General features: G+C 69.7%; 11 protein-coding genes. 8 read left to right on the plus strand and 3 right to left on the minus strand.

What is annotated here, in order from left to right:
• Position 1 precedes the first annotated feature (1 nt).
• Positions 2-487, minus strand: a complete 486-nt coding sequence (locus AB0N22_RS02180) for a flavodoxin family protein (protein WP_364635462.1) — start codon at positions 485-487, stop codon at positions 2-4.
• 112 nt (positions 488-599) lie between these two features.
• Between AB0N22_RS02180 and AB0N22_RS02185 the strand changes: the two genes are divergently transcribed.
• The 4 genes from AB0N22_RS02185 (at position 600) to AB0N22_RS02200 (ending at position 6,553) form a co-directional block, all read left to right on the plus strand.
• Positions 600-2,069 (plus strand): class I SAM-dependent methyltransferase, encoded by a 1,470-nt coding sequence (locus AB0N22_RS02185; RefSeq protein ID WP_364635464.1) that lies wholly within the window; start codon positions 600-602, stop codon positions 2,067-2,069.
• 83 nt (positions 2,070-2,152) lie between these two features.
• Complete coding sequence (locus AB0N22_RS02190) at positions 2,153-3,091, plus strand: AAA family ATPase (RefSeq protein WP_364635467.1); 939 nt, start codon at positions 2,153-2,155, stop codon at positions 3,089-3,091.
• Positions 3,092-3,096: 5 nt separating this feature from the next.
• Complete coding sequence (locus AB0N22_RS02195) at positions 3,097-4,359, plus strand: DUF58 domain-containing protein (protein ID WP_364635469.1); 1,263 nt, start codon at positions 3,097-3,099, stop codon at positions 4,357-4,359.
• Complete coding sequence (locus AB0N22_RS02200) at positions 4,346-6,553, plus strand: DUF3488 and transglutaminase-like domain-containing protein (RefSeq protein ID WP_364635472.1); 2,208 nt, start codon at positions 4,346-4,348, stop codon at positions 6,551-6,553. The genes AB0N22_RS02195 and AB0N22_RS02200 overlap by 14 nt, the downstream gene beginning before the upstream one ends.
• On the opposite strand, the gene AB0N22_RS02205 is transcribed toward AB0N22_RS02200, so the two are convergent.
• A complete protein-coding gene (locus tag AB0N22_RS02205) occupies positions 6,550-7,536 on the minus strand; it encodes a glutathione S-transferase C-terminal domain-containing protein (RefSeq protein ID WP_364635475.1) in 987 nt (328 codons plus the stop codon). The genes AB0N22_RS02200 and AB0N22_RS02205 overlap by 4 nt on opposite strands.
• Positions 7,537-7,677: 141 nt before the next feature.
• On the opposite strand from AB0N22_RS02205, the gene leuA reads away from it, so the two are divergent.
• The 4 genes from leuA to AB0N22_RS02225 all read left to right on the plus strand — a co-directional run bounded on the left by leuA (position 7,678) and on the right by AB0N22_RS02225 (position 13,821).
• Positions 7,678-9,417: a 2-isopropylmalate synthase gene (gene leuA, locus AB0N22_RS02210; protein WP_364635478.1), complete on the plus strand. Its 1,740-nt coding sequence runs from the start codon at positions 7,678-7,680 to the stop codon at positions 9,415-9,417.
• Between the two features lie 138 nt (positions 9,418-9,555).
• Positions 9,556-11,073, plus strand: a complete 1,518-nt coding sequence (gene glpK, locus AB0N22_RS02215; RefSeq protein ID WP_364635481.1) for a glycerol kinase GlpK — start codon at positions 9,556-9,558, stop codon at positions 11,071-11,073.
• Positions 11,074-11,219: 146 nt separating this feature from the next.
• Positions 11,220-12,314, plus strand: a complete 1,095-nt coding sequence (locus tag AB0N22_RS02220) for a saccharopine dehydrogenase C-terminal domain-containing protein (protein ID WP_364635484.1) — start codon at positions 11,220-11,222, stop codon at positions 12,312-12,314.
• Position 12,315: 1 nt separating this feature from the next.
• On the plus strand, positions 12,316-13,821 hold the full coding sequence (locus AB0N22_RS02225; RefSeq protein WP_364635486.1) for an aldehyde dehydrogenase family protein: 1,506 nt from the start codon (positions 12,316-12,318) through the stop codon (positions 13,819-13,821).
• A 133-nt stretch (positions 13,822-13,954) separates the two neighbouring features.
• On the opposite strand, the gene AB0N22_RS02230 is transcribed toward AB0N22_RS02225, so the two are convergent.
• The gene (locus AB0N22_RS02230) at positions 13,955-14,611 is read right to left on the minus strand and encodes a DUF429 domain-containing protein (RefSeq protein ID WP_364635489.1); all 657 of its coding nucleotides are present in this window, start codon (positions 14,609-14,611) and stop codon (positions 13,955-13,957) included.
• Positions 14,612-14,617 lie beyond the last annotated feature (6 nt).

Below are 14,617 nucleotides of genomic sequence, written 5' to 3' on the forward strand. Positions count from 1 at the left end.
ATCAGTCCATGAGCAGCGCTGCCAACGTCCCGCCGAGGTCGCGGGCCGCCTCGAGGTCGGCGTCGGTGACGTCACCCATGATCTCGAGGACGTCTGCCGACTGCGTCCACGACAGGGCCTGCACGATGCTCTGGACCGAGCGGACAGCGCCGGTCGTGTCGTACCGGCCGTGCACCCACAGCCCGTACGGTTTCCGGCCCCCGGCACCCCGACCAGCCGATCCGTCCTCGGCGAGCGATCCGCCGGCCTCGAGGAAGATCGTGTCGAAGAAGTGCTTCAAGGCGCCGCTCATGTAGCCGAAGTTCGCCGACGTCCCCAGCAGGTACGCGTCGGCAGCCAGCACGTCCTCGGCGCCTGCCTGCAGGGCGGGCCGCACGACCACCTCGACACCGTGGATGAGCTCGTCCGAGGCGCCGGTCACCACCGCTTGGGTGATCCGCTGCAGGTTCGCGGTGGGGGAGTGGTGCACGATCAGCAGGCGGCTCACGAGGGTGACGCTACCGGTCGGCGCACGCTGTCACGATCCCACCGACGGCCGCCGGTGCAGCAACGGCGTGCCAGTCGAGGGCGTGACGGCGCCTGCCCTAGAGTCACTGCACATGTCACCACGTGGGTCCGGAGCCCGAGGCCGTGCACGCAAGCTCGCCCGCAGGATCATCGGAGTCCTCCCGGCGCCGCGCGACGAGGCCCTGGTGGCGTTGCTGCGGAGCGCGTGGTCACTCCTGACAGGACGTCCGGTCCCGACGGCCGGGCGCGGGGCGGCAGTCCGCGACGTCCCCGGCCGTTGGCTGCGAGTCGTCGATCCGGCAGGCGTGGGCAGCGGCGAGCTCGAGCGCCAGGTGGCGGATCCGACCGAGGCCGCGGCCGTCGCCGCCGGCTGGCTGTTGGTCGACGCGCACGAGCGGCTCAGCCGCCTCGGCGCGCGACAGGTGTTCCAGCACGAGCTGGACGCGTGGCACGCGTACGCGGACGACACGATCGCCCTGCTCAACCACCATGCCAAGCCCGGATCGATGACGGTCCCCGAGAGCAGGGTCAACCGCCTTCGCTACCGCCGGACGATGGACTTCGCCCAGCCCGGCGATCGCGTGTTCGACGTCGGGTTCGGCCGTGGCTACCTCGCCGCGCAGCTCATCAAGGAACGGGGGATCGCGGCCTATCACGGCATCGACGTCGTCCAGGGCTACCTGAAGTCGGCGCACGGCCTGTTCGCGGCGAACGGGCTCTCGGAGACACCCATCGAGCTGGAGATCGGCGACCTGTTCGACCTGACGCCCGAAAAGGTCGCGGGCACGGGTGCGAACCTGATGATCTGCTGCGAGGTCCTGGAGCACGTCGACGACGCAGAACGCGCCCTGCGCACGTTGGCGGACGCCCTGCCCGAGGGCGCCGACCTGTTGTTCTCGGTCCCGCTCCACGGCCGGCTCGAGAGCACCTGGGGACATCTGTCCGTGTTCGACGTCGCCCGGCTCAAGGAGATGCTCGACGGTGCGGGCCTCTACGCCCACCACGTCGAGCCGTTGTCGAACGCCTGGACGCTCGTCGTGGCCTCCGCCAGCCCCGAGCTCTCGCAGCGCGTCCGCAACGCGAGCGGACGCCCGCCGACGCGGGTGTCGGCCCCGTTGGTGAAGGCTCGGACGTTCGTCGTCATCGGCGCCCAGGACATGAAGCCGGTGGGCAGCGGCGGCCAGGCGACGCTGCGAGCCGACGACAAGGACTCCGACAAGATCAACTGTCGCTTCACGTCGGGCGGCGGCGTCGCGTTCCCGGTCGAGGGGTTGGAGGCCGTGCGCGTGCTGCTCGACGTCGTGGACCCGGCGCCGTTCGTACGCTTCGACGTGACCGCGCATGCCGGAGACCAGGTCGTGGGCACGTGGTCGTGGAGCCCCAAGAAGGGCGCGCTGAAGGCCGGGGTGCAGCGGTTCTCCATGCGACCGGGCGAGAAGGGACTGAGCTTCACGGGCGGACCGCACCACGACGTCGGCAGCGCCGACCGGGTCGAGGTCACCGTGACGACCGTTCCGGGCGCCACCGCGGAGCTCGGGCTGAAGGCCGCGTACCTGCCCTGAAGGCCGGCACGACCGGGCGAACACCGAGTGAATGTTCAACCGAACACCCCTGCGCATTTGACCCGGTATGACTACCATCACGTATGGAGTTCCAGACGGTTGCGCGCGGGATCCTCGCCAACATCGAGAGGGTCATCGACGGCAAGCCCGAGGCCGCTGAGGCCGCCTTGGTCGTCTTCCTCGCCGAAGGACATCTCCTCATCGAGGATGTTCCCGGAGTCGGCAAGACCGTCCTCGCCAAGGCCCTGGGCCGCTCGGTCAGCTGCTCGGTCCGGCGCATCCAGTTCACCCCTGACCTGCTGCCGTCCGACATCACCGGTGTCTCGGTCTACAACCAGGCCGACCGCGAGTTCGAGTTCAAGCCCGGAGCGGTGTTCGCCAACATCGTGATCGGCGACGAGATCAACCGCGCGTCGCCCAAGACCCAGTCGGCCCTCCTCGAGGCGATGGAGGAGCGCCAGGTGACGGTCGACGGCACGACGTACGTGCTGGCCAGCCCCTTCACGGTCGTGGCGACGCAGAACCCCTACGAGATGGAGGGCACGTACGCCCTGCCGGAGGCGCAGCGAGACCGCTTCATGGCGCGCATCTCGATGGGCTACCCCGATCCCTCCGCCGAGCTGGCGATGGTGCAGGGCCGTGATGCCGAGAACCCGTTCGACGACCTCGAGCCGGTCGCCTCGATCGAGGACGTGCAGGCCATGATCGCTGCCGCCAGGGCGATCTACGTGTCCCCGTCGGTCGAGCAGTACGCGGTCGACATCGTCCAGGCGACGCGCGTCAACGCCGATCTCCGTCTCGGCGCGAGCCCACGGGCCACGCTGCAGCTCGTCCGGGCCGCCAAGGCCCGCGCCGCGGTGCAGGGCCGCGACTACGTCCTGCCCGACGACATCGACGCGCTGGTGCCCGTCGTGCTGCCCCACCGCCTGATCCCGATGCGGGGAGCTGCCAGCGTCGAGGACGTCGTCGACCGCATCGTCGCCGAGACGCCGGTCCCGGCCGGCGCCGTCCAGCCGAGCTGACTCCCGTGACCCCTGCCAGCCCCGCCGGTCGCCTGAAGATGGCCGCAAGCTCGGTCGTGCTCACCCCGCGCGGCATCGGCTTCCTCCTGACCGCTGTCGTCGCCTTCGCCGCGGCCCCGATCCTCTCCCTCCCCGCCCTGCTCTACGTCACGGGCCTGCTGCTCGCGCTGGTGCTGTTCTCGGCGGTCTACGTCTTCGCGGGCCACTCCCGCGTACGGATCGAGCGCTCGTTCGCCCCGCAGGTCGTTCCTCCGGGGCAGATGTCGCGGGCCACGGTGCGCATCACGAACCTGTCGGTGCTGCCGTGCCTCGAGGCGAAGTGGTCGGACGACCTGCCCCACGGCATCTCCGGCGACGCCGCCGGCACGTTGCCCGCCCTCGGCGGGAGCCACGGCACCGACTCCCGCGTCTCGTTCTCGTACGCCCTGCAGGGCCTGCGCCGCGGTCGCCACCCGATCGGGCCGCTTCGGGTCAACGTGATGGACCCGTTCGGCCTGGTCTTCCGCCGCCACCGTTTCGGCAGCCCGGAGATGCTGACCGTGCTGCCGAAGCGTCACGAGCTGCGCCCCATCGCCCCGCGGGGGACGAGCGAGGACGGTGCGACTCGTCCTGCACCGCAGCACGTCGGCCTCGGAGAGGACGACGTCATCGCGCGCAGCTACATGCCCGGCGACGCCATGAAGCGGTTGCACTGGAAGGCGACCGCCCACCGCGGCGAGCTGATGGTGCGCCAGGAGGAGCAGCAGCTCACGCCCCGCGCTGCCGTGCTCGTCGACTGCGAACCGATGAGCCAGGGCACGGCCCGCGACCGGCAGGGCGACTGGGAGTACTCGGCGACGTTCGAGTGGTGCGTCGTCGCGGCCGCCTCGATCACGGCCCACCTGGTCAAGGCCGGATACGTGGTGGTCCTGCAGTCCAACGGGACCTCCGTCGACAGGTTCATCGCCGATGGCCAGGACACGCTCGAGGACGCGATGGTCGACCTGGCGGTGGTCGAGCCGCAGGAGGAGGACCACGACCGGCACGTGACCCCGGAGCGTGCCGCGTTCGTCGTGCTCGGGCGGGTCAGCGTCGATCGCGCCGTCCAGTGGGCAGCAACGCTGGCGACGTCGCGCGCCGTGCTCGCCCTGGTCGAGGCGCACACACCGCCGGAGGCCTTGGCTGTCCTGGAGGACGCCCGCTGGCGACTCGTGACCTATCGCCCGAACGACGACGTCGCCGCGTCGTGGGCCGAGTTCGACGGGGCGCGTGCGCATGCTGCGGGCTGAGGCATCGACACAGCGCGCGGTCCGCACGGCCCGCGACACCTGGTTCGACCACGTCGTGATCGGCGTGGCACTCGCCGCGCTGCTCTCGGGGTTCCGCAGCATCATCGCCGGCAACGACTGGTGGGTCACGACGATCCTCGTGGCGGCGCTCACGGGCCTCGCCTGCGCGGTGCTGCGAGCCGTGGGCCTGCGGTGGGTCGCGCCCATAGCGATCGTGGTCGAGCTGCTGGCCCTGGCCTGGATCTTCGTGCCGGAGACCCTGATGGTCGTCGTGCCGACCTTCGACACGTTCCGCGAGCTCGGCAACCTGGCCTCGGCGGCACAGGAGATCATCATCGAGGAGCAGGCGCCGGTCGCCGCGGCCGAACCGGTCGTGCTGGTCATGGCCAGCTCGTTCGGGCTGCTCGTGATCGTCGCCGACGTCCTGCTCCAGCGCCGACACGCCGCCTCTGGGATCGGCCTGTTGCTGCTGGCGGTCTTTGCCACCCCTGCCCTGATCTCGGGGGACACCCCGTCGGTGTGGTTGTTCGTCGTCGTCGCGGCGCTGTGGCTGCTGATCCTGCGGTCACGCACGGGCCTCGGTGGATCGGTGGCTCGGGGGCAGCGCGGTCCCGCCCTCGTCCTCGCGACGGCGGCTCTGGCTGCATCGGTGGCGTTCCCGATCATCTCGCCCGACGTCAGCGCCGTGGCGACGTCGTGGGGCAAGCCGCCTCCCGCCGTCTTCGGGCGCGGCATCAACCCGATGCTCGAGCTCGGGCAGAACCTGCGCCGCAACGGCACCACCACGGCGTTGACCTACACGACCGGCCTGCCGGACGCGCCCTACCTCAAGGTCGCCACGCTCCGGGACTTCTCGGGCAAGACGTGGAAGCCGGGCTCCGCGGGCGGCTACCGAGCGCGCGAGGGTGCCGACATGATCGACCCCCGGATCAAGGTCAACAAGGAGTCGACGACCATCACGATCCGCCAGCTCCGCACGACGATGCTGCCGGTGCCGTACCCGTTGGAGAAGGTCACCGGCCTCGAAGGGAATTGGGACCCGGGGCTCGGTCTCACGATGACGTCACGCACCGACAACACCCGCGGCCAGAAGTACTCCGTCACGAGCCTGGACATCCAGCCGACCGCCAACCAGATGCGGGCGCTGCCGGCCGGGTCCGAGCTGTTGCTGAAGCTGGAGACCGATCTTCCCGACAAGGTGCCGGCGATCATCGGGGACACGGCCCGGCGGGTGACCGAAGGGGCGACGAACCAGTACGACCAGGTCATCGCTCTGCAGGACCACCTTCGCCAGACCGGCTCGTTCACGTACTCCGAGACCGCACCGGTCGCCGACGGGTACGACGGCAACGGGATCGACGTGATCGCGGAGTTCCTCGAGAAGAAGTCCGGCTACTGCGTGCACTTCTCGTCGGCGATGGCCGTCATGGCCAGGACGCTCGGCATTCCCTCCCGCATCGCGGTCGGCTACGCGCCGGGCAGCGTCGTCGGGGTCAAGGACGGCCAGAACCAGTACGAGGCGACGTCGGACGACCTGCACGCGTGGACCGAGATCTACTTCGAGGGCGTCGGCTGGATCAACTTCGAGCCGACGCCGAGCGTCGGCTCGCCCACGTCGTTCAGGGAGCCGGGCTCACCGACGTCCGAGACCGACGACGGCGAGGTGCCCAGCACCAACAACCCCTCGGTGCGTGAGCAGGACGGCAGCGTCGACACCGCCGCGCCCGCGGCGTCGACGGCGGAGAGGACCGCGCCCCGCACGGCCCTGGTCACGACCGTGGCGCTCGTCGCGCTCCTCGGCCTTCCGGCCCTGTTGAGATCGGCCCGGCGCCGCTGGAGGCTCAGCCGGGCGGGCGCGTCCGTCGAGCCGCTCTGGCGCGAGCTCGAGGACACCGCGCGCGACTACGGGCTGCCCTTCTCGCCCACCGACACACCCCGGGGATTCATCTCTCACCTCGGTGGCCGCGATGGGATCGACCGCGAGGCGCTGGAACGGCTGCTGCTGCGGGTCGAGCGGTCCCGCTTCGCGCGCTCGGCGGCGATGGACGGCGACGGCACCTACGACCTGCGGGCGGTCGTCGCGTCGCTTGCCGGCGGCGCGTCCCGCGCGGAGCGGTGGCGCGCGGTCGCCCTGCCCCGGTCCCTCGCCGGACGCCGGGCCTACGTACCCAGCGGACCGCTCACCGCGACCTAGAGCTGGGGCGGTGGGGTGCCGTCACCGAACGGCCTGCCGCCGAGCTCCTCGCGACCGTGAGGGGTCAGCCAGACTGCCGGGTCGGGCCCTTGGGGCACCACCCGCGTCGGGTTGATGTCGGACTGGACGACGTAGTAGTGCTGCTTGATCTGCTCGAAGTCGGTGGTGTCGCCGAATCCCGGGGTCTGGAACAGGTCTCGGGCGTACGCCCACAGGACCGGCATCTCGGTGAGCTTCTGCCGGTTGCACTTGAAGTGCCCGTGGTAGACCGCGTCGAACCGCGCCAGCGTCGTGAACAGGCGGACGTCGGCCTCCGTGATCGTCTCGCCCATGAGGAACCGACGGGTCGCGAGCCGGTCCTCGAGCCAGTCGAGCGCCACGAACAGCCGGTCGTACGCGGCGTCGTACGCCTCCTGCGACCCGGCGAACCCGCACCGGTAGACCCCGTTGTTGACCTCGGTGAAGATCCGCTGCATGACCTCGGTCATCTCGTCCCGCACCTCGGCAGGCCAGAGGTCGGGGGCCCCTTCGCGGTGGAAGTCGACCCACTCGGTCGCGAGGTCGTGCGTGATCCACGGGAAGTCGTTCGTCACGACCTGGCCGGTGGGCACGTCGACCATCGCCGGCACCGTGATCCCGCGTGGGTAGTCGGGGAACCGCTTGAAGTACGCCTCCTGCAGCCGTTCGATGCCCAGCACCGGGTCGACGCCGCCTGGATCGAGGTCGAAGGTCCAGCTCCGCTCGTCGTGAGTCGGTCCGCAGTAGCCGATCGAGATGGCGTCCTCGAGGCCGAGCAGGCGATGCACGATGATCGACCGGTTGGCCCAGGGGCAGGCGCGGGCGACGACCAGGCGATATCGCCCGGGCTCGACCGGCCATCCGTCACGGCCGTCACGCGTGATGCGGTCGGGGATGTAGTTCATGTCGCGGTCGAAGGCCTTGCCGGGCTCGACGTACGAACCCTTCGCAGTGTCACTCGTCATGCTGATAAAGTACCCAGCACCATGCGGATCAACAGCCTGCTCCTTCGCTGCCGCGTCGAGGTCCTCTAGGTCGGACCCCTCGGCGCGGAGTTTGTCACGTACCGGCCGCTTCCCAGCCAGACAAGCATCCCGAGGATCCACATGACGACCTACGCCACCACTTCACAACAGCCCAGCGGCATGCCGTTCGAGCGCTACCAGCCGTTCGTGCCGATCGAGCTGCCCGACCGCACCTGGCCGGGCCGGACGATCACCCAGGCCCCCCGCTGGTGCGCCGTCGACCTGCGTGACGGCAACCAGGCCCTGATCGACCCCATGACACCGGCCCGCAAGCTGGCGATGTTCCAGCTCCTGGTCCGCATGGGCTACAAGGAGATCGAGGTCGGCTTCCCCAGCGCGAGCCAGACCGACTTCGACTTCGTCCGGCAGCTGATCGAGGGCGACCACATCCCCGACGACGTCGTCATCCAGGTCCTGACCCAGTGCCGCGAGCCCCTGATCGATCGCACCTTCGAGTCGCTCGTCGGCGCCAAGCAGGCCATCGTGCACTTCTACAACTCGACGTCGACCCTGCAGCGCCGCGTCGTGTTCGGGCTCGACCGGGACGGCATCACCGACATCGCGACGCAGGGTGCTCGCCTCTGCATGAAGTACGCCGAGATCCACACGCCGGACACCAAGATCTCCTACGAGTACTCCCCGGAGTCCTACACCGGCACCGAGCTCGACTACGCGCTCGAGGTGTGCAGCCGGGTCATCGAGGTCATCGACCCGACGCCCGACTGGCCGTTGATCATCAACCTGCCGGCGACCGTCGAGATGGCCACTCCCAATGTCTACGCCGACTCGATCGAGTGGATGAACCGGCACCTGCCGCGGCGCGACAGCATCGTGCTGTCCCTGCACCCGCACAACGACCGCGGCACGGGTGTCGCGGCCGCTGAGCTCGGCTACCTCGCCGGGGCGGACCGCATCGAAGGCTGCCTGTTCGGCAACGGCGAGCGCACCGGCAACGTGTGCCTGGTGACCCTCGGCCTCAACCTGTTCAGCCAGGGCATCGACCCGCAGATCGACTTCAGCGACATCGACGCGATCCGCCGGACGGTGGAGTACTGCAACGAGCTGCCGGTGCCGGAGCGGCACCCGTACGGTGGTGACCTGGTCTACACGGCATTCAGCGGCTCGCACCAGGACGCGATCAAGAAGGGTCTCGAGGCGCTGGCCAAGGACGCCGCAGATGCCGGCAAGGACGTCGACGACGTCCAGTGGGAGGTGCCCTACCTGCCGATCGACCCCAAGGACGTCGGACGGACGTACGAGGCGGTCATCCGGGTCAACAGCCAGTCGGGCAAGGGCGGCGTCGCCTACATCCTCAAGAACGACCACCAGCTCGACCTGCCGCGCAGGCTCCAGATCGAGTTCAGCCAGGTCGTGCAGGAGCTCACCGAGGGCGAGGCCGGCGAGATCGAGCCCAGCGCGATCTGGGCGGCGTTCGAGCGCGAGTACCTCGACGCGGACGAGCCGTACGACCTGCAGAGCTACAGCTCGGTCACAGCAGAGGACGGCGGCGACCAGCAGCTGGTGATGCTGCGGGTGCGTGGTGAGGTCAAGGAGTTCAGGGGCGAGGGCAACGGGCCGGTCGCGGCATTCGTCGACAGCCTCCGGCAGGCCGGCGCCGACATCAGCCTGCTCGACTACTCCGAGCACGCCCTGGCCCCGGCCAGCGAGGGTGCGACGACCCAGGCGGCCGCCTACGTCGAGTGCGACGTGGCCGGCGAGACCGTGTGGGGAGTCGGCATCCACAGCAACATCGTCACGGCGTCGCTGCGGGCTGTCGTGTCCGCCGCCAACCGGGCTGCGGGCCAGACGATCCCCAGCTAGCCGTGGGTCCTGCCGCCGGGACGGTCCGCTCCGGCGGCAGGACCCGGCCCAGCGCGGGGTCGATCGCGCGGTTGTCGGCGCGAGTGGACCTGGTCAAGCACACTGACAACTGCAGGACCACCAGTGAAAGGCGTCAGGATGGCTGACTACGTAGGTTCGATCGACCAGGGCACGACCAGCACCCGCTTCATGATCTTCGACCACAGCGGCAGCGAGGTGGCCCGGCACCAGCTCGAGCACGAGCAGATCATGCCGCAGGCTGGTTGGGTCGAGCACAATCCCGCCGAGATCTGGGAGCGTACGTCGGCGGTCATCCAGACCGCCCTGACGAAGGCCGGCCTCGGCTCCGAGGACCTGGCTGCGCTGGGCATCACGAACCAGCGCGAGACGACGGTGGTGTGGAACAAGAACACCGGCCGGCCCTACTACAACGCCATCGTGTGGCAGGACACGCGCACGGACCGCATCGCCAGTGCCCTCGACCGCGACGAGCGCGGTGACATCATCCGCCGCAAGGCCGGGCTCCCGCCGGCGACGTACTTCTCGGGCGGCAAGATCCAGTGGATCCTCGAGAACGTCGACGGCGTGCGGGAGGCGGCCGAGAAGGGTGAGGCGCTCTTCGGCAACACCGACAGCTGGGTCATCTGGAACCTCACGGGTGGCCGCAACGGCGGGGTGCACGTCACCGACCCCACCAACGCCAGCCGCACGATGTTGATGGACCTCGAGACGCTCGAGTGGGACGACGAGCTCCTCGGGTTCTTCGACATCCCGCGGGCGATGCTGCCGGAGATCAAGCCGTCCTCGACCAAGGAGCCGTACGGCCTGACGCTCGAGAACGGCCCGTTCGGTGGCGAGGTGCCGATCACCGGAATCCTCGGCGACCAGCAGGCGGCAACCGTGGGGCAGGTCTGCTTCGCACCCGGCGAGGCCAAGAACACGTACGGCACGGGCAACTTCATGCTGCTCAACACCGGCACCGAGCTCGTCCGCAGCAACGCGGGACTGTTGTCCACGGTCTGCTACCAGTTCGGCGACGACGAGCCCGTCTACGCGCTCGAGGGCTCGATCGCGGTGACCGGGTCCGCGGTGCAGTGGCTGCGCGACCAGCTCGGGATCATCTCGGGCGCGGCCCAGTCCGAGGCCTTGGCCGGCCAGGTCGAGGACAACGGTGGTGTCTACTTCGTTCCGGCCTTCTCGGGCCTGTTCGCGCCCTACTGGCGGTCGGACGCCCGAGGCGCGATCGTCGGCCTGTCGCGGTTCAACACCAACGCCCATCTGGCGCGCGCGACCCTCGAGGCGATCTGCTACCAGTCGCGCGACGTCGCGGAGGCCATGGCGAAGGACTCCGGCGTGGTGCTCGAGGTGCTCAAGGTCGATGGCGGTGTCACGGCCAACGAGCTGTGCATGCAGATCCAGTCCGACGTCCTCGGCGTCGCCGTCAGCCGCCCGGTCGTCGCCGAGACGACCGCCCTCGGCGCGGCGTACGCAGCCGGGCTCGCGGTCGGTTTCTGGAGGTCGACGGACGAGCTCCGCGAGAACTGGGACGAGTCCAAGCGGTGGGAGCCGCAGTGGGACGACGAGCAGCGCGAGGCCGGGTACGGCCAGTGGAAGAAGGCCGTGGCCCGGACTCTCGACTGGGTCGACGTCGACTAGACCGGCTCTCCGCCGACGTGCCGTAGATCACTGCACCGGCCGGTACAGTAGATGCGGCTCGGGCGCGATACGCTCGGGGAGTCGCCGACCACCCCTCGGCGTACGTCGGACCGCGGTGAGATCCATCGTGGTCGTGAGGAGGATTCGTGGCGCGCATCATCAACCAGGTCGCGGTGTTCGGACTCGGCAAGGTCGGCGAGCTCGTCGCCGTCATGCTGGGGGAGTCGGGCTTCAAGGTCATCGGATACGACTCGGCACCCCGTGACGATCTCGGCTTCGAGGTCAAGCCGCTCGACGTGCAGGACACCGCAGGGCTCAGGGAGTCGCTGCGCGGGGTCGATGCCGTCGTCTCGTGCCTGCCCTACCACCTCAACATCGACGTGGCCGAGGCCGCGTACGACGCCGGCACCCACTACTTCGACCTGACCGAGGACGTCCCGACGACCAATCGCGTCATCGAGCTCGCGGAGCAGAGCACGTCGGGCGGCGCCGGAGCGGCGTTCGCCCCGCAGTGCGGCCTCGCTCCCGGCCTGATCGGCATCATCGGTGCCTCGATCGCGAAGACGTTCGCCGAGATCCGGTCGATCGAGCTCAAGGTCGGCGCGTTGCCGCAGAACCCCACGGGGCTGCTCGGCTACGCGATCAACTGGTCGCCCGAAGGCGTCGTCAACGAGTACCTCAACGACTGCGAGGTGCTCCGCTCGGGCAACCGGCAGATGGTTCCGGCGATGACCGAGAAGGAGCGCGTGTTCATCGGCGGCATCGAGCTCGAGGCCGCGCTGACCTCAGGCGGGCTCGGCACGATGTGCGAGACGTACGAGGGCCGGGTCCACCGGCTCGACTACAAGACGTTGCGCTATCCCGGTCACTTCGACCAGATGCACTTCCTGTTCGACGAGCTCAACCTGCGCGAGCAGCGCGAGCTCGTGGGCAAGATGCTGGTCGACTCCAAGCCGCCGGTCAACGACGACGTCGTGTTCATCCACGCTGCCGTCGAAGGGGTCAAGAACGGACACCCGTTCCGCGAGAACCACGTGCGCGCCTACAAGCCGCTCGACATCTCCGGGCGCATCTGGCGGGCGATCTCCTGGACCACGGCGGCATCAGCCGTCAGTGTCGTCGAGCTCGTCGCCGACGGTGCGCTGCCGCACTCCGGTTTCATCAAGCAGGAAGACATCACGCTCGAGCAGCTGTTCTCGACACAGGCCGGGCGCCACTTCGCCGAGCAGGGAGAGGTCTGACATGACCGACATCGCCACCCGTACGCACGACATCCTCGACCGCCTCGGCGCCGGTGACCCCTTCGTCGCCGACGGCGACCTGGTCTGCCGCTCGCCGATCGACGGCGCGGAGATCGGTCGCCTGCGTGCCCACACCGCTGACGAGGCGGCCGAGGTCATCGGCCGCGCCCAGTCGGCGTTCGAGCAGTGGCGCAGCGTGCCTGCACCCGTACGTGGACAGTTCGTCCGCGAGCTCGGTGAGCTGCTGCGCGAGCACAAGGACGATCTCGGCGCTCTGGTGTCGATCGAGGCCGGCAAGATCGTGTCCGAGGGGCTTGGTGAGGTCCAGGAGATGATCGACATCTGTGACCTGGCCGTCGGGCTGTCGCGCCAGCTGCACGGCCTGACGATCGCCACGGAGCGCCCGGGCCACCGCATGATGGAGCAGTGGCACCCGCTGGGCGTGGTCGGTGTCATCTCGGCGTTCAACTTCCCGGTCGCCGTCTGGTCGTGGAACGCCGCGCTGGCGTTCGTGTGCGGCGACGCCGTCGTCTGGAAGCCCTCCGAGAAGACGCTCCTGACGGCTCTCGGCTGCCAGGCGCTGGCCGCTGAGGCCGCACGTCGCGCAGGCGTGCCCGAGGGACTCTCCGCCGTGCTGCTCGGCGACCGTGAGATCGGTGAGGTGCTGGTCGACGACCCGCGCGTGCCGCTGATCTCGGCGACCGGCTCCACGCGCATGGGCAAGGAGGTCGCGCCCCGGGTCGCGGCCCGCCTCGGACGTACGCTCCTGGAGCTCGGCGGCAACAACGCCGCGATCGTCGCGCCCTCGGCGGACCTCGACCTCGCGGTGCGCGGCATCGTGTTCTCCGCCGTCGGCACCGCGGGTCAGCGCTGCACCTCCCTGCGCCGCATCATCGTGCACGAGTCGATCAAGGACGATCTTGTGGCTCGCCTCAAGGCCGCCTACGAGACGCTGCCGATCGGGTCGCCCTTGGAGGCCTCGACCTTGGTCGGGCCTCTGGTCGACCAGCCGGCGTTCGAGGCGTTCGGCGCTGCCGTCGAGCAGGCCAAGGCCGATGGTGGTGAGCTCGTCACGGGCGGGACAGCAGCCGACGTCGAGGGCGAGGGGCACTACGTCCACCCGGCCATCATCGACATGCCCAAGCAGACCGACATCGTGAAGACCGAGACCTTCGCGCCGTTGCTCTACGTCCTGACCTACACCGACCTCGACGAGGCGCTCGCGCTGCACAACGAGGTCGCGCAGGGGCTGTCGTCGTCGATCTTCACCCTCGACGTGCGCGAGGCCGAGCTGTTCGTGTCGGTCGTCGGCTCCGACTGCGGCATCGCCAACGTCAACATCGGTCCTTCGGGTGCTGAGATCGGCGGGGCGTTCGGCGGCGAGAAGGAGACCGGCGGAGGCCGTGAGTCGGGCTCCGACGCGTGGCGCGCCTACATGCGCCGGTCGACCAACACGGTCAACTACTCCACGGAGCTTCCGCTGGCGCAAGGCGTCGAGTTCGTCTGACGCGGGGCGGTGACCTGGTCGGCGTACGCCCTGCTGGGCGGTGACCTGGGCGGCCTACGCCCTGCTGGGCGGTGGCCTGGTCGGCCTTCGGAGGCGTGGAAGGCCGATCAACCCACCGCCCTGAGGGGTGAGGTCAGACCCAGATCGCCGGGCTGAGCTGCTCGCGGGGCTCCGCGGGCAGCCGCTCGGCGACTCCGTCGGCCACGCGGCGGGCGGTCCAGGCCGTGGCCGCGGCATCGAGGACGTCGTCGACTGCCACACCGCGGCGCGGGGTGGCGGTGACCTCGATGCCGTGGTCGGCGAGCAGGCGCACTCGGGCGGCCTCGCCTGCGGCAGTGGTCTTCCCGTCGATGACGACGCCGCCGTTCATCGCGGCGAAGCACACTTCAGGGTGGGCCTCGACGACCGGGACGCCCGACCGCCCGGCGAGCCAGTCACGGACCTCTCGGATCTTGGGCACGAGGTACCACGTCTGCTTGCTCAGCCCCAGGCCCAGCGCGGCTCGGTTCGCGGCGTTGCCCGCGTGGTAGTCCGGGGCATCCAGCACGTCAGAGGCGGGCGCGTTGAACACTGTCGACGCCCGTCCCGGCAGCCGTGCGCGCGCGAGCCGCTCGACGTTGCGCGGCTCGGTGGTCGGCAGGTCGATCGGGATGTCGATCGCGACGGCCTCGACGCGTCCCGCCAGGTCGACCAGGGCCTCGATCGTCGGCGCGACGAGGACCTGCGTCGTCGTGCCCAACAGCACGCCGACCCAGCCTGACCGGCACCCGTCCACTCCCAGAACCGTCATGACGTG

The sequence above is a fragment of the Aeromicrobium sp. NPDC092404 genome (assembly GCF_040684095.1).
GTDB lineage: Bacteria > Actinomycetota > Actinomycetes > Propionibacteriales > Nocardioidaceae > Aeromicrobium.